Below are 21,352 nucleotides of genomic sequence, written 5' to 3'. Positions count from 1 at the left end.
GTGGCGAGATAAAAGCAAAACGGTAACCCAGGGGTTACCGTTTTTGGTGTTGGCACCCTCTCCTGTGGGAGAGGGTTGGGGTGAGGGCATCAGCCCGCACCGTACCAGCGATTACAGCAGCGCTTTCGCTTTAGCAACCACGTTATCAACGGTGAAGCCGAACTCCTCGAACAGCTGCTCAGCCGGCGCAGACTCACCGAAGGTGGTCATGCCAACGATAGCGCCGTTCAGGCCAACGTATTTGAACCAGTAGTCAGCGATACCCGCTTCCACGGCAACGCGCGCGGTCACGTCTTTCGGCAGTACGGATTCGCGATAAGCCGCATCCTGCTTGTCGAACGCGTCGGTGGACGGCATGGAAACCACGCGCGCCTTCACGCCTTCGGCAGTCAGTTTGTCCCATGCGGCAACCGCCAGCTCCACTTCTGAACCGGTGGCGATGAAGATCAGCTCCGGCTGGCCGGCGCAATCTTTCAGCACATAACCGCCGCGGGCCACGTTCGCCAGCTGCTCTGCGGTACGCTCCTGCTGCGCCAGGTTCTGACGGGAGAGGATCAGCGCGGTCGGGCCGTCCTGACGCTCCACGCCATATTTCCACGCAATCGCGGATTCAACCTGGTCACACGGACGCCAGGTGGACATGTTCGGGGTCACGCGCAGGGAAGCCACCTGCTCTACCGGCTGGTGAGTCGGGCCGTCTTCGCCCAGACCGATCGAGTCGTGGGTGTAGACCATCACCTGACGCTGTTTCATCAGCGCGGCCATACGTACCGCGTTACGCGCGTATTCCACGAACATCAGGAAGGTGGAGGTGTACGGCAGGAAGCCGCCGTGCAGCGCGATACCGTTGGCGATAGCGGTCATACCGAACTCGCGCACGCCGTAGTGGATGTAGTTCCCGGCAGCGTCTTCGTTGATCGGCTTAGAGCCAGACCACAGGGTCAGGTTGGACGGCGCGAGATCTGCGGAGCCGCCGAGGAATTCCGGCAGCAGCGGGCCGAAAGCTTCGATGGCGTTCTGCGAGGCTTTACGGCTGGCGATTTTCGCCGGGTTGGCCTGCAGCTTCGCGATGAACTCGTTAGCTTTCGCGTCGAAGTCAGACGGCATCTCGCCTTTCATACGGCGGGTGAATTCGGCTGCTTCCTGCGGGAAGGCTTTGGCGTAAGCCGCAAACTTCTCGTTCCATGCGGCTTCTTTCGCCTGGCCGGCTTCTTTGGCATCCCACTGGGCATAGATGTCAGACGGGATGTCAAACGGCGCGTGTTTCCAGCCCAGCGCTTCGCGGGTCAGGGCGATTTCGGCGTCGCCCAGCGGCGCGCCGTGGGAGTCGTGGGTGCCGGCTTTGTTCGGCGAACCGAAACCGATGATGGTCTTGCACATCAGCAGGGACGGTTTGTCGGTGACCGCCCGCGCTTCTTCTACCGCGCGTTTGATGGCGTCAGCGTCGTGACCGTCCACGCCGCGCACCACGTGCCAGCCGTAGGCTTCAAAGCGTTTCGCGGTGTCATCGGTGAACCAGCCTTCAACGTGGCCGTCGATAGAGATGCCGTTGTCATCATAGAACGCCACCAGTTTACCCAGTTTCAGGGTACCGGCCAGGGAGCACACTTCGTGAGAAATGCCTTCCATCATGCAGCCGTCGCCCATGAAGGCGTAGGTGTAGTGGTCGACGATATCGTGTCCCGGACGGTTGAACTGCGCCGCCAGGGTTTTCTCGGCGATAGCCATCCCGACCGCGTTAGCGATACCCTGGCCCAGCGGACCGGTGGTGGTTTCCACGCCTGCGGTGTAGCCGACTTCCGGGTGACCCGGGGTTTTGGAGTGCAGCTGGCGGAAGTTTTTCAGCTCTTCAATCGGCAGATCGTAGCCAGTGAGGTGCAGCAGGCTGTAAATCAGCATCGAACCATGGCCATTTGACAACACAAAACGGTCACGGTCAGCCCAGGCCGGATTGTTCGGGTTATGGTTCAGGAAATCACGCCACAGCACTTCGGCAATGTCAGCCATACCCATCGGGGCCCCCGGGTGGCCGGATTTGGCTTTCTGTACAGCGTCCATGCTCAGCGCACGAATAGCGTTAGCAAGCTCTTTACGTGAGGACATTTTGACTCCAGTTCGGACTGTTGAAGGCCATGCCCTTAACGACTTGACGAGAGCGCGTTTTGGGCTACGCCGGAAAAAAGTGTGAACAATGTAACCCAAGCGACAAGTCATGTACATGGAGCATCCTTTTGCCCTTTAAGAAATCTCTGGAACAGGTTGTGCTACGCCGGAATCCGCTCGCCCGCATCCTGCGATACTCTTTATAATTTACGCAGAATACGGTTCCCTGCCGTCGCCGTATTTTCGGATAAACAACCATAAGATTGTGGAAGATAAAAATGAAAATTCGCTCAACCGTACTTGCTCTTGGGATCGCAGCAACCCTCACCGGATGTCAGAACATGGACTCCAACGGTCTGCTCAGCTCAGGCGCCGAAGCCTTCCAGGCATACTCTCTCAGCGACGCGCAGGTGAAAACCTTAAGCGACCAGGCCTGTAAAGAGATGGACGCCAAAGCGAAAATCGCCCCGGCCAACAGTGAATACAGCCAGCGGCTGAACAAAATCGCGGCTGCGCTGGGCGATAACATCAATGGTCAGCCCGTGAACTACAAGGTCTATGAGACCAAGGATGTCAACGCCTTCGCCATGGCCAACGGCTGCATCCGCGTCTACAGCGGGCTGATGGATCTGATGAACGATAATGAAGTCGAGGCGGTGATCGGCCACGAAATGGGCCACGTCGCGCTGGGCCACGTGAAGAAAGGCATGCAGGTCGCCCTGGGTACCAACGCTGTGCGTGCGGCGGCGGCCTCCGCGGGCGGTATCGTCGGTAGCCTGTCGCAGTCTCAGTTGGGCGATCTGGGCGAAAAACTGGTGAACTCGCAGTTCTCCCAGCGTCAGGAATCGGAAGCGGATGACTACTCTTACGACCTGCTGCGTAAGCGCGGTATCAATCCGTCGGGACTGGCCACCAGCTTCGAGAAACTGGCCAAGCTGGAAGCCGGCCGTCAGAGCTCTATGTTTGACGATCACCCGGCATCGGAAGCCCGCGCGCAGCATATTCGCGATCGCATGAAGGCCGACGGCATTAAATAAGCGACAGCGGGAGGCATTATTGCCTCCCTTTTTTATATATCCGTAAAAATATTTAGCCGCATTAATTGATAATTTAAGCGCACAAACCGTTAAGGAAGGTGCGAACAAGTTCCTGATATGAGATCATCATATTCATCCGGAGCGCATCCCAGAGGGACATCATGAGCCATCAACTCACCTTCGCCGATAGTGAATTCAGCACTAAGCGCCGTCAGACCCGAAAAGAGATTTTCCTCTCCCGCATGGAGCAGATTCTGCCATGGCAAAACATGGTGGAAGTCATCGAGCCGTTTTATCCCAAGGCGGGCAATGGCCGACGGCCCTATCCGCTGGAGACCATGCTGCGTATTCACTGCATGCAGCATTGGTACAACCTGAGCGACGGTGCCATGGAAGATGCCCTGTACGAAATCGCCTCCATGCGCCTGTTTGCCCGATTATCCCTGGATAGCGCCCTGCCGGATCGCACCACCATCATGAATTTCCGCCACCTGCTCGAGCAGCATCAACTGGCCCGTCAATTGTTCAAGACCATCAATCGCTGGCTGGCCGAAGCAGGCGTCATGATGACCCAAGGCACTTTGGTGGATGCCACCATCATTGAGGCACCCAGCTCTACCAAGAACAAAGAGCAGCAACGCGATCCGGAGATGCATCAGACCAAGAAAGGCAATCAGTGGCACTTTGGCATGAAGGCCCACATTGGTGTCGATGCCAAGAGTGGCCTGACCCACAGCCTAGTCACCACCGCGGCCAACGAGCATGACCTCAATCAGCTGGGTAATCTGCTTCATGGAGAGGAGCAATTTGTCTCAGCCGATGCCGGCTACCAAGGAGCGCCACAGCGCGAGGAGCTGGCCGAGGTGGATGTGGACTGGCTGATCGCCGAGCGTCCCGGCAAGGTAAAAACCTTGAAGCAGCATCCGCGCAAGAACAAAACGGCCATCAACATCGAATACATGAAAGCCAGCATCCGTGCCAGGGTGGAGCACCCGTTTCGCATCATCAAGCGGCAGTTCGGCTTCGTGAAAGCCAGATACAAAGGGCTGCTGAAAAACGATAACCAACTGGCGATGTTATTCACCCTGGCCAACCTGTTTCGGGTGGACCAAATGATACGTCAGTGGGAGAGATCTCAGTAAAAACCGGAAATAACGCCAGAAATGGTGGAAAAAATAGCCTAAATAGGCTGATTCGATGTGTTTGCGGGAAAAAAATCGGCCCAGATCCGCGAAATTTTAATCAGCGAGTCAGCTTGGGAAGAAATGACCTGCTTATTCGCACCTTCCAAAGAATTACCATTAATCGCACTTGGCATTATTGCCGCCGCGCCGGCTTTCGCCAGCCAACAATCTACCAGTCAGGGCTTTATTGAAGACAGCCACCTGGATCTCTTTTTACGTAACGCTTATATCAAACGCGATTATCGCGATGGTTTGCCGGATAAAGCCGAATGGGGTCAGGGTATCATCGCGACCTTCGAGTCCGGCTTTACTCAAGGGCCGGTCGGCTTCGGCGTTGACGGCATTGCGCAGTACGCCGTGCGCCTCGACGGCGGCCGCGGCCGCAGCGGCGCGGGCGGTATCGACTTTTTCGCCCAGGATGATGATGGCCGCGCAAAGTCCGATTTAGCAAAATTTGGCGCTACCGCTAAAATGCGCTTCTCGAATACCGTCCTCAGCTACGGTAGCCAGCGCCCGATGCTGCCTATCGTCTACGCCGATGACTCGCGGCTGCTGTACGAGAGCTATACCGGTACCATGCTGACCTCAAGAGAAATCGACGGTCTGGAAATTAACGCCGGTTATCTCACCGATCAGCAGCGCAAAAGCGACGACAGCCACAATAGCGGCCTGAAGAGCCTGACCTTTGGCGGCGCCAGCTATCAATTCAACGACCAGCTTAGCGGCGCGCTTTACGCTTCGCACGTCGAAGACGTGCTGAATAAGCAGTATCTCGGCCTGAACTACAAGCAGCCGTTCGCCACCGACCAGCAGCTGATTGTTGACTTCAACGGCTATAACTCGCGCTTAAATCAAGAATATGCCGACGCCAATGGCACCGGGCGCAGCAACAGCATCTGGAGCCTTGCCGCCAGCTATATCTGGGATATTCACACCTTTAAGGTCGCTTACCAGCAAAGCAGCGGCAGCACCGGCTACCATTATGGCGGCTACCAGAACCAGGGCGGCGTCGGCGATGGCGGCAACACCATCTGGCTGGCTAACTCCTACTGGTCAGTTTTTAACGGCGAGGATGAACGTTCCTGGCAGGCCTCCTATGGCCTGGATTTTGCCGGACTGGGCGTACCGGGCCTGAGCTGGACCACCGCCTACGTTCGCGGGGATAACATTAAAACCGCCGAGACCAGCAACGGTAAAGAACACGAATGGTTCAACCAGGTGCAGTACCAGGTGCAAAACGGCATGGCGAAAGATTTGAAATTGAGACTCCGCTATTCGGTGCTGCGCGTTTCCAGCAACGCCAGCGACTATAACGTCAGCGGGAATGAAGTGCGGTTCTACGTCGAATATCCGTTTGACGTGTTTTAACCATATAATGAACCCTCTCCAGTGAGCCGGCCCTCTCCCGGCGCGCAGGAGCAACCGTCCGGCGCCTTGATTAACCCCCTGTGCCGTGCGGTACCCTCTCCCCGGAAGGGAGAGGGTTGGGGTCACTGGGTTATCATTAATACAGCGTCTTCTGCGGCGGGCCGGCAAAGCGCAGCGCGCCAATCTGGCCCATCTTCACTTCCACCACCGATGGCCCCGGCATCGCCAGCGCTTCGGTCATCACCGCCTGGAAATCCTCAGCCCGATCCACGCTCCACGCCTGCAGACCCATCGCCTGCGCCAGCAGGGAAAAGTCTGGCGTGTGCAGCTCGTTGTAATACTGGCGGCCGCCAAAATACTTATCCTGAATACCACGCATTACGCCGTAGCCGCCGTCATTCATAATCAACAGCGTCACATTGGCCTTCTCCTGCGCCAGGGTCGCCAGTTCGCCAAGGTTGAGGCTCAGGCCGCCGTCGCCGACCAGGCCGACCACTTTACGTTGCGGATTGGCAATCGCGGTACCCACCGCCATCGGTAGCCCCATACCGATGGCTCCGGCCAGAGAATGGATATTCATCAGCGGGCCGTGAGCGCGGAACAGACGGCTGCCCCACAGGCTGCCAGAAACGGTAATATCGCGCACCAGGATGCCGTCATCGGGCAGCGCCTGCGCAATCGCGTCATTCAATTTAGCGTAATCGCCGCACTGGTCGCGCAGCCCCTGCTCCGCCGCCTCTACCGCCTCTTTAAGTTGGCTATCCCAACGCGCATCGCCCCATATCCGGCCCTGCACCCGCTCTGCCAGCGCCGCTAATAGCGCCCGGCAATCCGCCACCAGGGTATTGTCCATCAAGTAGTTACGGCTGGCCGCCGCCGGGTCAATATCAATCTGCACCCGCGGCGTGGGCAGTTCCAGCGTCCACGAGCGCGTTTCGTTGCTGCGCAGCCGGGAACCGGCAACAAGTGTGAAATCACATTGTGAAATCAGCGCTTCAACCGAGGGAGAATTATGAAACGCGCGCAGGCTGGCGCGATGGCTGTCCGCCAGAATGCCGCGGCCGTGGGTACTGGAAATCACCGTCACCCCGGCATCCGCCAGCGTCTTCACCGCCTCGCCGCTCTCTAACGCGCCGCCGCCAAGCCACAGCAGCGGCTGCTTCGCCTGCTTAAGCTGCGCCCACAGCGCATCGACCAGCGACGCTTCCGGCTCAACCGCCGGAGCGCGTTTCAGCGGCGCGGTCAGCAGTGAAAGCGGAATTTTGGCGCTCTGAATGTCGATTGGGATCTCCACCGAGACCGGGCCGCACGGCGGCGTCTGCGCCTCCTGAATCGCCTTATGCAGGATAGCCACCGCCTGGTTGGCGTTGCTAATGCGGTAAGCGCGCTTCGAACTGGCTTTCAGGAAGGTCAACTGATCGCGGGTTTCATGAATGAAACCGGTGTCGGCGTCCAGCCAGGCTTTTTCGACCTGTCCGGTCAGGTGCAGCAGCGGCGTACCGGCGTTCATCGCCTCAACCAGCGCGCCGACCGCATTACCCGCACCCGCGCCGGTACTGGTCAGCGCCACGCCGAGCCCTGAAAAACGGCCGTGGGCGTCAGCCATGGTCACCGAGCCCGCTTCACCGCGCGCCGGAACAAAGCGGATTTTTTCCCGCTGGCCGACGGCATCGGCGATCGGCAGGTTATGGATAGAAATGACGCCATAAATGGCTTCAACGTGATACTGCTCCAGCGTTCTGGCGATGGCATCGCCGACGGTTATCATTTCGCTCATTGCTCACCCTTTCTCAGTCGCACCAGTGGTTGACGCTATTACCCGTCGCCAGATAAATGCTCTTTTGTTGCATCCAGGCTTTCAGCCCCTGGATCCCTTTTTCGCGGCCCAGACCGCTCTCTTTAAAGCCCCCAAACGGGGTCGAAATGGAGAAAACTTTGTAGGTGTTGATCCACACCGTACCGGCTTCCAGTTGTTCGCTCAGACGCAGCGCGCGGCCGGTATCGCGCGTCCAGATCCCCGCCGCCAGTCCGAAGACCGAATCATTGGCCTCGCGGATCAGCGCCGCTTCATCGTGAAAACGCATCGCCACCAGAACCGGTCCGAAGATCTCTTCCTGGCAAACGCGGGCCTGATTGTTCAGCCCTTCAATGATGGTCGGCAGGAAATAGCTGCCTGCCGCCAGCGCCGGATCCGCCGGGATCTCGCCGCCGCATAGCACGCTGCCGCCTTCGCGTTTCGCCAGCTCGACGTACTCCAGCACGCTCTGCCGGTGTTTATCGTTGATCAGCGGCCCGACGTGGGTGCCAGCGCTGAACGGATGGCCAACCCGCAGCCCTTGGGTTAACTCCAGCAGGCGGGCCATTAATTGCGGATACACTTTGTCATGAACAAACAGCCGCGAGCCGGCAATACAGGCCTGGCCGCCGGAGCTGAAAATGCCGTAGCAGATGCCCCGCGCCGCCTGTTCGATATCGGCATCTTCCAGCACGATGGTCGGTGATTTGCCGCCCAGCTCCAGTGACGCCGGGATCAGCTTTTCCGCCGCCACATGCGCCAGGTGACGTCCGGTGGTGGTGCCGCCGGTAAAGGAAATTTTGCGCACCTTAGGATGGCGGGCCAGCGCATCGCCTATAATCGATCCTTTACCCGGCAGCACGCTCAGCAGTCCGGCGGGTAAACCGGCCTGCTCAAAGATCTTCGCCAGCTCCAGCGCCATGAGCGGCGTGGCTTCCGCCGGTTTGAGGATCACCGCATTTCCGGCGGCGATCGCCGGGGCCACCTTCTGCATTTCGCTGGCGATCGGCGAGTTCCACGGGGTGATCGCCGCCACCACGCCCAGCGGCTCATAGCGGCTCAGGGTCAATAGATCTGCCTGCCGCGGCGTCGGCAGCTCGCCTTCCAGCAGTTCACAGGCGGCGGCAAAATAGCGTGCCGTCCCCGCCGCGCTCATCACCAGCCCTCGCGCTTCCGCCAGCGGTTTACCATTATCGCGGCTCTGCTTTTGGGTGAGCTCATCAAGCTGTGCTTCAATCAGATCGGCGACTTTATGCAGGATCTTCGCCCGCTGATGCGGCAGCATCGCCCGCCACGTTGGCTCCCGCCAGGCGCGGTCGGCACAGTCGATCGCCTCCTGTAAATCATCGAGGCTTGCCGCATGCAGCGCCGCGTTAATAGCGCCATCCGCCGGAAACTGGCTGTGCATCAAATTGCCGCCGCCGCGACGCCACTGACCGCCGATAAAAATGTCTAATTCGTCCATCTCAGCCTCTCTGCGTTATGCCAGTTCACGGCAGGCGCGTACCGCGCTCAGTGCCGCGAGGGTCGATGTTTTCGGATTGCTGGCGAGCGGCAGGCCGCTCAGCTCCAGGTGAAACTCGCCGAACAATCCTTCGGCGTGTAGCGTATGGGTGTTGCGTTGCGTCGCCGGATCGACCATCAGCTGTACTCGGGTCGCGTCAAGGCCGATACCGCCCAGCGCGATGGTTGCCGCCACGTTGGCATTTGCCGGGAATAGCCGCGCCGCCTCGCGGGCGCTGCCTTCGAAGAAAATTTTCGCTTCATTGACCGCGCTGAGGTCGATAAGCTGTTCGGCATAGCTGCCGCGCCAGCTGGCCGGGCTTTTGCGCGACCGATAGGTCACTCGTTCAAGCCCCCCCTCTTTCGCCGCCGCCAGGCCATCTATTCCGGCCACCGCGCCAGCCAGCAGCGTCAACTTGCCGCCCGCCTGACGTAAACGCTGTTCCAGTTCGCTGTCCGCCAACGCACCGGTCGAGATCACCGCCAGATGCCAGCCGCGCGCCAGTACCGCTTCGCCGTATTGCGCGACCGCCTGCTGACTGGCGCATTCCAGCACCAGATCCGGCGTCCCACCGCATTGCAGCGGATCGGTAAGCGGCGTCACCGCTTGACCAAACTGCAGGCAGATCGCTGCGTGATGCGATTCGCGCGCCACGATCCACTCCACCCTCACCTGCGGCGGCAGGCGTTCAATCACCGCCTGGGCCATCGCGCCATAGCCAATTAACATGACCTTTTTCATCATCTTTCCTTACAGATGGCGACAGAAACCGCCGGAAACGTCCAGCGCCGCGCCGGTGGTAAAGGAGGCCAGCGGCGAAGCGAGGAATAGCAGCGCTTGCGCTGGCTCCTGCGGCTTACCGAGACGCGCCATCGGGATCCCCCGCTTACGGGCGATATCGGCGGTCCACTGCTGCCAACTCTGGCTCTTATCGCTTCGGCTCTCAAAACGGCGCTGCCACTGCCCGGACTCCACCATCCCCAGCAGAATGGAATTCACACGAATACCTTTATCCACCAGCTCTTTCGACAGAGTCAGCGTCATATTGAGCAGCGCGGCGCGGGCGGCAGAGGTGGCGATCATGTGCTCTTCCGGCTGCAGAGCCAGCAGCGAGTTCACACAGGTAATCGAGGCGATATCCGACGCCTCTAGCAGGGACTGAAAGGCCTTTACCGGGTTAATCACGCCGAACAGTTTCAGTTCGGCTTCGTGCAGCCAGGCCTCACGTGGCGTATCGGCGAAGTGGGCGACATAGCCCTGGCCGGCGTTATTAATCAGCATATCGACGCCGCCGAAACGCGCGGCGACCGCGGCGGCGAACGCCTCAACTTCCGCTTCGTTCAGTACGTCACAGCGCCAGGAGAACACCTCACCTTCTGGATATTCGTTTTGCAACGCCGCATGGGCGCTGGCAAGCCGATCCGGGTTGCGGCCGCAAAAGGCGACTTTCGCCCCTTCGCCCAGCAGCAGGCGCAGCGTTTCAAAGCCGATTCCTGACGAACCGCCGGTGACTACCGCGACGCGTCCTTCAATTTGTGCATTCATCGCGCACCTCTTCCCCTATGCGTAAAAGCTGTTGATTAAAAAAGATTTCGTTATCGAGATAGCTGGCATGTCCAGCCTGAGGGATGGCGATGTAAGGGGCGCCGTAACGCAGCGCCACTCCCTGCACTAACTCCGGTTGGGTAATGGCATCCTGCTCGCCACACCACACGGAGAGACGACCGCGATAGTCGGCGAGCCAACGGTGAATGTCGTCATGGGCCAGCATCCAGGCCGCGGCGAGATAACCGTCGCGGCGTAGCCTGCGCATCCCCGCCGCCACCGTCGCCACATCGGCTTCGCGCGCGCCAGGGCGCAGCAGTTTTGCCGCCCGCCCCTGGGCCATCGCCTCGCCGCCCAGCGCTATCTGCTGTTGACGCCCCTGCCAGACTTTTTCCCGCTGTGCGGCTTCCGCCTGGCCGTAGCCCTGCGCGACGTCGGCGAGCACCAGGTAAAGCACCCTCTGCGGGTATTTCGCGGCGAAGGCGGCCGCCACCAGCGCGCCCAGCGAATGGCCGACCAGTATGGTTTGCTCTACTCCAGCGCGGTCCAGCATTCGCGCCAGCGCGTCGGCGTAATCGCCGGCATCCGCCGGCGTCGCCGCCAGCATCGGGCTTTCGCCATAACCGGGCATATCCCAGGCCAGCACGCGGTAGCCGGGCAGCGCCATCTGTTTATGCCAGGAGGCCGCGCCGGAACTGATGCCGTGCAGCAGCGTCAGCGGAATACCGCTTCCTTGTTCACGAAACCCCGTCATCATCGCCCCTTAGTTACGTTTTACTTTTGCCAGCGGATGATCTTCCGGGTAGGTCGGAATATGCGGCTTATGGGTGCCGAGCATCACGCACATCAGCGCCTCTTCTTCGCCGTGGTTAAACAAACCGCGGTAAATTCCAGGCGGCACCGAGATCAGATCGCGTTCGCGCAGCACGGTTTCGGTATAGTTGTCGCCGTCCTGAATCATCAGAGTGATCTGCCCTTTGAGCATGAAGAACACCTCTTCTACGTCATCATGCAGGTGCAGCGGGCCTTCACATTTGGACGGCAACACCATGGTGGAAAAGGTGAAGTGCTCGGCCGGAACGGTGTTGGTATCACTGGCGACGCCGGTGGCGCCGGTGCCGATGTAGCGCATCTGCGCGCGGCGATATTTCGGATCGAAATCGGCCTGGAATTTCAGCGCATTCCAGTCATATTTGCGGCCTTCAAAGCGCGCGATACGCGACTCCACCCACTCTTCCATCGTCAAATGGTCAGGTTTCAAACTTTGTTTTGCAGTTACGGTTGAATCAGTCATCGTTTTATCCTCAGTAGCGTCTCAGCAGCGGCAGTAACAGGGCGCAGCCCACCGCCGCCATCACCGCCAGAAAAATCAGCCCGGAATCCATGCTATGGGTGAAGGCGATAAGCGCGCCCATCACCGCCGGCGATAGCGCCCCGGCAAAGTTTCCCAGCCCGTTGAAAATTCCACCCGCCGTGGCGCTGACCCGTGGATGGGTCGCTTTAGCCAGCAGCGCGAAAATGTTTGGCGCGCCGGTGCCCCACATAAAGGTGCTAAAGCTCATCGCCGCGATTACCGGCAGCGGCGTGGTGAAATGCATCACTGCCGCCAGGCCAATACCCGCGCCTGCCAGGGAAATAAAGCAGGCGGCGGCGCGCCTATCGACGTGGTCGGACAGCCAGGCGCCGATAATTTCGCCTAGCAACATGGCGATAAATGGCATCGACGACAGCCAGCCGGCGTGTTCCAGATGAATGCCTTTGCCTTTAATCAGGTAGCCCGGCAGCCAGCCGTTGATCCCCCACAGATAGGCGAGAAAGGCGATGTTGAAGATGCAGATCATCCAAAAATGCGGACTCACAAAGAGCTCGCGACGCGCGCTGCGGCGCGCTTCCTGCGAGGTTTTATCGCTGCTCGCTCTCGCCTCCAGTTGCACGCCGCGCAGCCCGATGCGTACAAAAATCAGCACCGGTATCGTCAGCATCGCCATCACGAAAAATGTGCTCTGCCAGCCGAAGGTATTGAGTAGCCAAATTGACAGCGGGAAACCCAGCGCCGCGCCAACCGGCGTGCCGAGCAGCCACAGCATGGTGGCGCGGGCCTGTAGCCGCTGCGGGAAGGTGTGGCGCACCACGGCGAACGCCAACGGAAACAGCGGCCCTTCAGCAATGCCCAACAGGATGCGCAGCGTCACCATCAGCGCGTAGTTGTGGGTGAAGCCCATGATCACCATCAGGATGCACCACACCACCATCATTCCAGTCAGCAGACGCAGCGGCGCAATCCGGTCGCCAAGGCCGCTTAATAACACTGACGAGAAGCCGTAACTCAGCAAAAAGGCACTCATCAGAATGCCCAACCGGGTGGTGTCGAAATCGATGCCCATCGCCTGCTGGAAGTGACTATCGGAAAACAGCGCGGCGATACTGATTTTGTCGAAAAAAGCCAGCAGCACGCAGGCCAGCAGCGACAGCGGAATGGCCCAACGAACTGCTTTTTCAGGCGTGCGGACGCCCTCGCCGCTCGCCTCTGCAGGCGCGGCGTTGGTCTCTAATGTGGTCATTTCTCCCCCTTAAGGGTTCGCGTTTCTTATCGCAATGACATCAGCGAGAAAGTCGGGTCAGCGAGCGGGACGTTAGAGAGATCCCTTCCCGCCGCCATCCAGCGCTTCGCCAGCTTCACGATACGTGCATTATTGAAGGCCACCAGCTGAGTTAAGCGTCCATCGGCATTCAGGGAGAAGTAGATCGCGCCCTGCGGCTCGTCACGCACAATGGTCCGGCTGCCCGCTTGCGGGATCCCGAGGATCTGGACATTGCGATCGTATTGATCTGACCACAGCCACGGCGCCTCGTCGTAGCCGCTGGCCTGTGGATCGAGCATCGCTTTCGCTGTCGCGATGGCCTGATTTTGCGCAAAGGCCCACGACTGAATGCACAGACCGTACTGATGGTGCTGGGCGACATCGCCAGCGGCGAAAATCGCCGGATCGTTACTGCGCCCTTGGGCATTAACGACAATCCCGCGATCGACAGTGAGCCCGGCATCGCGCGCCAGTTCGAGATTCAGATCGACGCCGATCCCCACCACTACCGCATCGAAGGTTTCCCGCTGGCCGTCGCAGTGCAGCGTCGGCAAGCCGTTATCATCTTCCAGCTCCAGCGCGCCGCAGCCGCGGCGAATATCAACGCCCTGCCCGCGATGCAACTCATCCAGCGCCTGCGAGACCTCCATACTGACCGAGCGCATGCACAGCGCCGGCTGCTGTTCATAAAGGGTCACGGCTACGCCGCTTTTGCGCGCCGAGGCGGCGATTTCGAGGCCAATCCAGCCGCCGCCGACGATCGCCAGCCGCGTTGCCGATGCCAACCGCTGCTTCAGACGCTGCGCGTCCTGCCAGTGGCGCAGGGTATATACCTGAGGATGCTGCCCCCAGGCCTCGGACGGCAGCCGCGCGCGGCCGCCGGTGGCGATCAGCAGTAGGTCGTACGCCAGCGTTTCGCCGTTGCTCAGCGCCAGGGTTTTATTTTGCCGGTCGATCGATTTCGCGCGCAGCGGGCGGTACCAGCGCAAATCCAGTGCCTGCTGCACCTCGGCGCTGAATAACCGCGGCAGCGCCGGTTCGGCCTCCAGCAATGCCGCTTTCGACAGCGGCGGACGTTCGTAAAAATCCCATTGCTCTTCGGCAACCACGCAAATCTCGCCGCTAAACCCTTCATCACGCAGCGTTTTCGCTGCCCAGCCGCCAGCCTGGCCACCGCCGATAATGACTATCCGCGCCGTCATACCGCCTCCGGTTTTTTCTGCTGGCGACGGGTATCGTGATCGATACCGCCTTCCACCGCCCATTCGGTAAAGGACACGAGTGAATGCTCAAGCTCGCGCGGCTGCCAGTTTTCCGTCAGATAGTCATCGTTGGTGTAGTACTCAAAAGCGCCGCCGGTCGGGCTGTTGACATACCAGAAGTAGGCCGAGGAGACCGGATGGCGGCCGGGACCGATAAACGTGCTCCACGCGTTTTTATTCATCGCAATGCCGCCGCCGATCACTTCATGAATATCCCGCACGGTAAACGCGACGTGGTTTAGCCCGCGCTTGCGGTTGGGCAACTGCAATAAGAAGAGGTTATGGTGTCCGCCGCGCACGCCGCAGCGCAGGAACACCGCGCGATTGATGTAGCGGTCTGACACCTGAAAGCCGAGTACTTCGCGATAGAAACTTTCCACCGCCGCCAGCTCTTCAACAAAGAATACGACGTGGCCGATGTTAATGGGCTGCGCGCGGTCGTATACCGGGCTCGGAGTGTCGATGCGACGCACATCGCCCCACTGGTTGATCGGTTCAACGTTCAGTTCAACCGCCGTTTGCTGGCTAACCTGCACCCGCAGCGTCATACCGTTGGGATCGCGGCATTCCAGCGCACCGTCGATTTCACGGAAAGCGGGCTGGCGTTCCAGCTTCGGGCGTAGCGCATCCAGCGCCGCCCGATCCGCCACGCCCCAGGTCATGCGACGCAGAGTGTTGCCCGCCTCAAAGGCTGGCGGCAGGTCGGCGGCATCGGTCGGGTTAAGTTCGACCCGCGCGCCGCTGAGGGTGGTAAACGCGCGGCCGCTGGCGTCGCCGGTCAGGCCAAAATCGCGCATGAATTTAGCGCTGTGGTTCAGGTCGTCTACGCCAAATTCCAGCTTTTCAATTCCGGTAATACTCATTATTCGTCGCCTCTTTACCGTTCAGTCGCCCGAATTTGGGCGTAAAACATGCCCGACGCAATCAAGCGCCTGCTGTTAAGTTGTTGATTTAACTTGCCTGTGGCAAATATCCGAGGAAGCCGGAAATTTTGTCCGCTGCCATACTGACGTCGTTCTGCAACCGTTCGCGATCGCTTTGCGGGATCTCGTCCGACGGCACCAGAATGCTGACGACCGCCGCCACCCGGCCGCTGCGGTCAAAGACCGGATAGACAATCGATGAGATGCCGTGGCGATAGAACGATTCGCCAATCACGTAGCCGCGGGCTTTATCCTGCTGCACCATCTGCCACAGCGCTTCGCGGTCGTACAGCTGGCCCGGCGTATTGCCCGGCAGACGTTCATTCGGGAACAATTGTTCAAACTCGCTGCGGGAAACATCGGTCAGCAGCATGCGGCCAAGCGAGGTGCAGTGCACCGGTAGCCGCGTTCCGACGCTGACCTGGTTGATACGCGAACCGGCGGCGCTGACGCGGGCGATGTAGATGATGTCGCGGCCGTCGCGGATCGCCAGATGGCTGCTGCACTTGCTGATATCGCGTAGTTGCTCGATGACCGGCTGACCCACCTGAGCGACATCCAGTGAGGCGATATATTCAAAGCCCAGACGCAGTACGTTCATGCCCAGCGAAAAGGTATTGGCGCGGGCGTTGCGCTCAAGAAAGCCCATATATTCCAGCGTCTGCACCACGCGATAGGCGGTCGCTTTCGGCATATCCACCAGCCGATGCAGCTCGGCAAAGGTCAGATCGCGATGCTGTTCGCCAAACGCCAGCAGCAGTTGTAAACCGCGCTCAAGACCGGGCACCAGATACTTCACTTCCTGATCGTTCGCCATACCGCCTCACTTATTAGTTAAAGACAAAACCGCCGTTGACCGGGATCAGCTGGCCGGTGATAAAGCGCGAAAGATCGCTCAGCAGCCAGACCACGCTGCCGGTGACATCTTCCGGCTGCTGCGCGCCGCTGAGCGCGCGGCCGTTCTCATACAGTTGATGACGCTCGGCTGGAACGTATTCCGTGGCCTCAACGCGGGTCAGTCCCGGCGCGATGGCGTTGATACGGATCCGCTTTTCACCCAGCTCGCGGGCCATAGAGCGGGTCATCGCAATCACCGCGCCCTTACTGGCGACATAGGCCATCAGCCGCGGCGCGCCCCACAGTGCGGTATCCGAAGCGACGTTGACGATCGCCGCCCCTTCGCGCAGCAGCGGTACCGCCGCGCGGGTCACCAACCAGGTGCCTTTAACGTTGACCGTCATTACCCGATCCCACAGATCCGGATCGTAATCGATCATATTTTTTCCGCCGACGCCGGTGGCCATCGCTGCGTTATTGACTAAGCCATCGATAGACCCCTGCGCGCCGATGGCGCTGAAGACCTGCTCGATCGATGCTTGACTGGCAAGATCGATGGCGTGAGATTCGACCTGATAGCCCTTCCGCTGCAGGCGATGAGCGCTTTCCGCCAGCTCTCCCTGCAGGATGTCGCACATCACCACCGTCGCGCCCTGAGCGGCGCAGGCTTCGGCAAAGTGGTACCCGAGACCGCGCGCCGCACCGGTGACGACAATACGTTTACCGTTTAGCAGGCCGTTCATCAGGCGGCACCCTGCTGCGCTTCGCGGAGCGCTAACTGCTCTTTCGCCGCTTTCTGCATCATGCGGCGCAGGCGGGACAGACCGACGTCATGTTGATAAAGGTATTCATGATCGCGGGCGTTCGGCGCCAGACTTTCCAGCACCACGCGATCCTGTTCCAGTACTTCCCAGTGCAGTTTTTCCAGACGGTTGCGGTACATAAAGCGCCACAGATCGCGCTGCCAGCCCTGAACGCCGCGGATGCGCCAGAAGAAGACGCGACAGTTATCGTTATCTTCCGGAACCACCATGCCGACGATCCAGAAGTGGCCGCCCGGCCCGAAACGCTTTTTGTACGGAATAGACAGACGCATCCAGTAGGCGCCGCTGTTGCCCAGTTCAACCCAGTCAAAGTTAACGCCGCTCTGCCCTTTTTTCTCGAAGATAAAGCCGGTTTTCGTCGGCTGCAGGACCATATCGGCTTTGCGATCGCCTTCCGCCATCGAGTGCGATGACGAGTGCAGATAGGTACCGTGCATCGGGTCCATCACGTTTTCCAGCGCGTACTGGTAGTTGCATTTCCACGCCGCGGTGCACAGGAAGTTACTGTATTTTTCGCTATCGGCTAGTTCCTCAGGGAAGCTCAATTCATCAGGCTGCTGATCGGCGGTGACGCCAAACCACAGGAAGATTGCCCCGTGCGCTTCGTGCACGCTGTAGCTGCGCACGCACTGCTGGCCGACCAGCGGGCAGCGATCCACCGCCGGGACGTCTTTGACTTCGCCGTTGCCGGCGACTTCCACGCCGTGATACCAGCAGGCGATACGATCGCCTAAGTTCCAGCCCATTGACAGGCGTGCGCCGCGATGCGGGCAGCGGTCTTCCAGGGCCTGCACCTGGCCATCTTTATTCCGCCAGACCACGATCTGCTCGCCGAGACGGGTAATGCCTACCGGCGCAGACTGCACTTCCCAGCTCGCCAGCACCGGATACCACAGGCCGCGCAGTCCTTTATCAAGATAGTTTTGTACCGTTGTCGTCATCGCTGTGTCCTCAGTAGCCGTTAACCTGTAAAAATGCCTGGAAGCTGCTTTCGCTCCACGGTTCGCCCTGTTGGTCATGCATCCTGACGCCATTGAGGCCGTTCACCAGTTCACCGAGACTTTCCGCGCCCTGCTCGAACAACGTTTCCAGGGTGGCGATAAGCTGCAGTTCCCAGTTTTCCGGCACCCGGCTGCGGGTTTGCCAAATCAGATTGTGATAGTCGCCAGGCTTATGGATATTGCCGTTTCCGCCTTCCGCCGGTGGCGTAAACTGGCGGCTTTCCGGTAGCGCCGGGTTGAAGTCCAGGGATTCGCTCATGCCACGTTCTCCTCGATAAAGGTAATCTGGATCTGATTGTCGTATACCCGCACCGGGTAACGATTAAGGTTGCGACCGCCGGGTCCATGCAGGCACTGGCCGGTTTTGACGTCGAATACCGCCTCATGCAGCGGGCATTCCACCTTGCCATCTTCGACAAAGCCCTGGCTCAGGAGCGCATAGGCATGAGGGCAAACGTCTTCCAGCGCGTAATATTCGCCATCAATCAGATAAATACCGATTTCCTTACCGTCGATATTGCCGCTATATGGGAAATCTTCCTGTACTTGCTCCGCGTCACATACGCCTATCCAGCTCATCGCAATCCTCCAGGCTTTTGTTTCATATATGAAACTCTGTTTCTTATTTAATACGGTCAATATAAAAGCGGTGAATGTTTCGTCAAGCATTAATGTGACGAATTTGTTAATGAGTGGCTTTTAAATTAGCTAAGTGTGCAATTGATCACGAAAAACTGCATTCAGATGAAATGATGATATTTAAAGCGGTGATCCATTATAAATAAAAATGCCGATTTAAATTTCACATACGACTATTGACTTCTTTTCAAATCGATCATTAAAAATGGGCAACAGCGGAAACCATGGTGTTTCACCCATGAAACAGCTATTTATTTAATCATTTAAAAACAATGAGTTTCATAGGTGAACCATTTTACTCATGTAACTATTTCTGGCGTTAAAAAATAATAACTGGCAATCATTAAATTAAGCGTGGAGACAACGAATGGCGGCAAGATGGCAAGGGGTAATAGCATTACTTTTGTTAATAATTATTTCCTACGTCGATCGGGTAAATATCTCGGTGATGATCCTTAACCCGGAATTCGCTGCCCATTTTCAGTTAAATGAAAACAGAATGTTACAAGGTATGCTAATGACATGCTTTCTTCTGGGTTATGGTTTTTCGGCATTATTATTAACCCCAGTTATAGAAAGTAGATGGCATTATCGTCAGGGACTCTTAAGCAGCATTGCTATATGGGCGCTGGTGTGCGCCATTTCCCCGCTACTCGGCTCACTGCTGGGAATGTTGATCGCGCGCATCGTTCTTGGCGTGGCGGAGGGGCCGCTGTTCTCTCTGAAAACGCGCTTTATCAACGACAACTTCGCCGCTGATGAAATAGGCAAGCCGAATGCGCTGACCGCCCTTGGCGTATCGTTGGGGCTGGCGGTAGGCTTCCCGCTGGTCACTTGGCTGATGGTGCACGTTGGCTGGATCGGCTCCTTCTACGCGCTGGCGCTGCTTAACCTGCTGCTCGGCGGCGGATTAATCTGGCGGTTTCTCCCCGCGCCACAAGTAACCTCACAGCGCGCGAAGCCGGGTTTCAGGCAGACTTTCGCCCTCGCCTGGCGTACACCGCTGCTAGGCTGGATCCTGCTGGTAGAAATCGCCACGCTCAGCTATCTGTGGGGGAGTAGCGCCTGGTTGCCCGCCTGGCTGCGCGACGAGCACCACTTCTCGCTACAGACTACCGGCCTGCTGGCGGCTGTCCCCTTTCTGTTAAGCCTCGGCTCAAAGTTTCTTGGCGGCGTGCTCCTCGACAAAATGCGCCCGGAGCAGGCGCCGCTGCTGTTTATTATCGGCGGCCTACTCACCGCCGGTTCTGTGCTGGCGCTGATGCTCAGCCAGCAGCCGGCGATGCTGGCGCTGTTTATGCTGGCGGCGAACGTTTTCTGGGGATTACAGGGGGCAGCGATCCCCGCGGTGGTTCAGCATCACGCCCCGCGCGAAGCGGTGGGCAGCGCCTATGGGATCATTAACGGCATTGGCAATATTTGCGCGGCGTTTATTCCGCTGCTGATGGGAGTGGTGATGAAATCGGTGGGATCGGTCAGTTCAGGTTTTTCCGTTCTGGTGGCATCGCAGCTGATTACGCTGTGCGCCGGCGGCGCACTGCTGCTGCGTATGCGTCGCGCAGCAGCAGTAAACGCGTCTATACCCTAAATAAGTTGCAGGACAAAACGGCTAGTCGTTTTGAACAGCGCTTGCGCTGGCCCCGTAAGGACGAGGCCCAGGGATGGGCCGATTTATTGCCCACGCCTATGCAACTTGCAGTATGACGGGAACAGATTTATTCGCCCTTTTTCGCCGCCTGGATGTACAGCATCTCCAGCGCCAGGGTCGCCGCCGCCAGAGCGGTAATTTCGGACTGATCGTAGGCCGGGGCGACTTCCACCACGTCCATCCCGACGATGTTCAGGTCCTTCAGGCCGCGCACCAGCTTGATCGCGCGGTCGGAGGTCAGCCCACCGATAACCGGGGTACCGGTGCCTGGCGCAAACGCCGGATCCAGACAGTCGATATCAAAGGTCAGGTACACCGGCATGTCGCCGACGATCTGCTTCACCTGGGCAATCACGTCATCAACGCTGCGGTCGTTAACCTGGCCGGCGTCGAGCACCGTAAAGCCATTGTCTTTGTCGAACTCGGTGCGGATCCCGATCTGTACGGAGTGGTTCGGATCGATAAGCCCTTCGTTCGGCGCGGTATAGAACATGGTGCCGTGGTCGAACTCGCAGCCGTTGGCGTAGGTATCGGTGTGAGCATCGAAGTGCACCAGCGCCATTTTACCAAAGTGCTTGGCATGGGCGCGCAGCAGCGGCAGGGTAACGAAGTGGTCGCCGCCAAAGGAGAGCATACGTTTGCCGGCCGCCAGCAGCTTCTCGGCGTGAGCCTGCAGCTTCTCGCTCATTTCGCGCGCGTCGCCGAAGGCGTACACCAGATCCCCGCAGTCCACCACGTTCAGGCGCTCGCGCATATCGAAGTTCCACGGGAAACGGTTGTGCTCCCAGGCAAGGTTAGTGGAAACCTGACGGATCGCCGCCGGGCCATGACGGCCGCCCGCGCGCCCGGAGGTCGCCATATCGAACGGCACGCCGGTGATGACCCAGTCCGCATCGCTTTCATACGGCATAAAGTTCATTGGCAAACGCAGAAAGCCAAAGGCATTGGATACCAGGGAGTTATCGTATTGATGACCTAAAGTGCTCATGGATATGACCTCTTTTGACAGTCGTGGAACGTAAAAAATAAGTATAAAAAAACCCCTCCGCGTCGTTAGGCCCGACGAGGAAGGGTTTGATAGATAAATCGCTTATTGGCGT

Annotated in this window: 21 protein-coding genes; 5 read left to right on the top strand and 16 right to left on the bottom strand. The window is 58.8% G+C overall.

The features are described from left to right. Positions 1 to 111: 111 nt before the first annotated feature. The gene (gene tkt, locus KB892_RS02655) at positions 112 to 2,103 is read right to left on the bottom strand and encodes a transketolase (protein ID WP_002916513.1); all 1,992 of its coding nucleotides are present in this window, start codon (positions 2,101 to 2,103) and stop codon (positions 112 to 114) included. Positions 2,104 to 2,381: 278 nt separating this feature from the next. Here tkt and KB892_RS02650 point away from each other — a divergent pair, with 278 nt between their 5' ends. The 4 genes from KB892_RS02650 (at position 2,382) to KB892_RS02640 (ending at position 5,692) form a co-directional block, all read left to right on the top strand. After that, positions 2,382 to 3,140 (top strand): metalloprotease LoiP, encoded by a 759-nt coding sequence (locus KB892_RS02650; RefSeq protein WP_004151780.1) that lies wholly within the window; start codon positions 2,382 to 2,384, stop codon positions 3,138 to 3,140. Positions 3,141 to 3,301: 161 nt separating this feature from the next. Continuing rightward, positions 3,302 to 4,282 carry an IS5-like element ISKpn26 family transposase gene (locus KB892_RS02645; protein ID WP_000019473.1) on the top strand — a complete coding sequence of 327 codons (981 nt, stop codon included), beginning with the start codon at positions 3,302 to 3,304 and terminating at the stop codon, positions 4,280 to 4,282. Beyond that, a complete protein-coding gene (locus KB892_RS31475; protein WP_129028107.1) occupies positions 4,264 to 4,515 on the top strand; it encodes a hypothetical protein in 252 nt (83 codons plus the stop codon). The genes KB892_RS02645 and KB892_RS31475 overlap by 19 nt, the downstream gene beginning before the upstream one ends. Further along, entirely contained in the window at positions 4,406 to 5,692 is a 1,287-nt protein-coding gene (locus KB892_RS02640) for an OprD family outer membrane porin (protein ID WP_211778026.1), read from the top strand. The genes KB892_RS31475 and KB892_RS02640 overlap by 110 nt, the downstream gene beginning before the upstream one ends. 136 nt (positions 5,693 to 5,828) lie before the next feature. On the opposite strand, the gene KB892_RS02635 is transcribed toward KB892_RS02640, so the two are convergent. The 14 genes from KB892_RS02635 to KB892_RS02570 all read right to left on the bottom strand — a co-directional run bounded on the left by KB892_RS02635 (position 5,829) and on the right by KB892_RS02570 (position 18,544). Continuing rightward, positions 5,829 to 7,469 (bottom strand): thiamine pyrophosphate-binding protein, encoded by a 1,641-nt coding sequence (locus KB892_RS02635; RefSeq protein WP_002916517.1) that lies wholly within the window; start codon positions 7,467 to 7,469, stop codon positions 5,829 to 5,831. Positions 7,470 to 7,482: 13 nt separating this feature from the next. Continuing rightward, positions 7,483 to 8,952, bottom strand: coding sequence for an aldehyde dehydrogenase (locus KB892_RS02630; protein WP_004151779.1), 1,470 nt, complete (start codon positions 8,950 to 8,952; stop codon positions 7,483 to 7,485). Positions 8,953 to 8,967: 15 nt separating this feature from the next. Continuing rightward, positions 8,968 to 9,732, bottom strand: coding sequence for an aspartate dehydrogenase (locus KB892_RS02625; protein ID WP_004151778.1), 765 nt, complete (start codon positions 9,730 to 9,732; stop codon positions 8,968 to 8,970). 9 nt (positions 9,733 to 9,741) lie between these two features. Next, positions 9,742 to 10,536, bottom strand: a complete 795-nt coding sequence (locus KB892_RS02620; RefSeq protein ID WP_002916526.1) for an SDR family oxidoreductase — start codon at positions 10,534 to 10,536, stop codon at positions 9,742 to 9,744. Beyond that, a complete protein-coding gene (locus tag KB892_RS02615) occupies positions 10,520 to 11,290 on the bottom strand; it encodes an alpha/beta fold hydrolase (protein ID WP_004151777.1) in 771 nt (256 codons plus the stop codon). Before KB892_RS02615 ends, KB892_RS02620 begins: the two co-directional genes overlap by 17 nt. A 9-nt stretch (positions 11,291 to 11,299) precedes the next feature. Further along, entirely contained in the window at positions 11,300 to 11,830 is a 531-nt protein-coding gene (locus KB892_RS02610) for a cupin domain-containing protein (RefSeq protein ID WP_004152888.1), read from the bottom strand. Between the two features lie 10 nt (positions 11,831 to 11,840). Then, complete coding sequence (locus KB892_RS02605) at positions 11,841 to 13,097, bottom strand: MFS transporter (protein WP_004151775.1); 1,257 nt, start codon at positions 13,095 to 13,097, stop codon at positions 11,841 to 11,843. Positions 13,098 to 13,123: 26 nt separating this feature from the next. Continuing rightward, entirely contained in the window at positions 13,124 to 14,320 is a 1,197-nt protein-coding gene (locus KB892_RS02600) for an NAD(P)/FAD-dependent oxidoreductase (RefSeq protein WP_004151774.1), read from the bottom strand. Next, positions 14,317 to 15,243: a VOC family protein gene (locus tag KB892_RS02595; protein ID WP_004151773.1), complete on the bottom strand. Its 927-nt coding sequence runs from the start codon at positions 15,241 to 15,243 to the stop codon at positions 14,317 to 14,319. The genes KB892_RS02600 and KB892_RS02595 overlap by 4 nt, the downstream gene beginning before the upstream one ends. A gap of 88 nt (positions 15,244 to 15,331) precedes the next feature. Beyond that, the gene (locus KB892_RS02590) at positions 15,332 to 16,120 is read right to left on the bottom strand and encodes an IclR family transcriptional regulator (protein WP_004151772.1); all 789 of its coding nucleotides are present in this window, start codon (positions 16,118 to 16,120) and stop codon (positions 15,332 to 15,334) included. 13 nt (positions 16,121 to 16,133) lie between these two features. Beyond that, positions 16,134 to 16,883 (bottom strand): SDR family oxidoreductase, encoded by a 750-nt coding sequence (locus tag KB892_RS02585; RefSeq protein ID WP_004151771.1) that lies wholly within the window; start codon positions 16,881 to 16,883, stop codon positions 16,134 to 16,136. Further along, positions 16,883 to 17,905 (bottom strand): aromatic ring-hydroxylating oxygenase subunit alpha, encoded by a 1,023-nt coding sequence (locus tag KB892_RS02580; protein ID WP_004151770.1) that lies wholly within the window; start codon positions 17,903 to 17,905, stop codon positions 16,883 to 16,885. Before KB892_RS02580 ends, KB892_RS02585 begins: the two co-directional genes overlap by 1 nt. Positions 17,906 to 17,915: 10 nt before the next feature. Further along, positions 17,916 to 18,224 (bottom strand): recombinase-like helix-turn-helix domain-containing protein, encoded by a 309-nt coding sequence (locus KB892_RS02575; RefSeq protein WP_004144765.1) that lies wholly within the window; start codon positions 18,222 to 18,224, stop codon positions 17,916 to 17,918. Continuing rightward, complete coding sequence (locus KB892_RS02570; RefSeq protein ID WP_004151769.1) at positions 18,221 to 18,544, bottom strand: Rieske (2Fe-2S) protein; 324 nt, start codon at positions 18,542 to 18,544, stop codon at positions 18,221 to 18,223. The genes KB892_RS02575 and KB892_RS02570 overlap by 4 nt, the downstream gene beginning before the upstream one ends. Positions 18,545 to 18,971: 427 nt before the next feature. Here KB892_RS02570 and KB892_RS02565 point away from each other — a divergent pair, with 427 nt between their 5' ends. Continuing rightward, positions 18,972 to 20,192, top strand: a complete 1,221-nt coding sequence (locus tag KB892_RS02565) for an MFS transporter (protein ID WP_004188600.1) — start codon at positions 18,972 to 18,974, stop codon at positions 20,190 to 20,192. Positions 20,193 to 20,319: 127 nt separating this feature from the next. Here KB892_RS02565 and speB read toward each other — a convergent pair whose 3' ends face one another. Then, positions 20,320 to 21,240, bottom strand: a complete 921-nt coding sequence (gene speB, locus KB892_RS02560; protein ID WP_002916572.1) for an agmatinase — start codon at positions 21,238 to 21,240, stop codon at positions 20,320 to 20,322. Positions 21,241 to 21,352 lie beyond the last annotated feature (112 nt).

The sequence above is a fragment of the Klebsiella sp. P1927 genome (assembly GCF_018204675.1).
Classification (GTDB): domain Bacteria; phylum Pseudomonadota; class Gammaproteobacteria; order Enterobacterales; family Enterobacteriaceae; genus Klebsiella; species Klebsiella pneumoniae.
The sequence above is the reverse complement of the archived record's forward strand: the minus strand, read 5'-3'. Positions and strand labels throughout refer to the sequence as shown.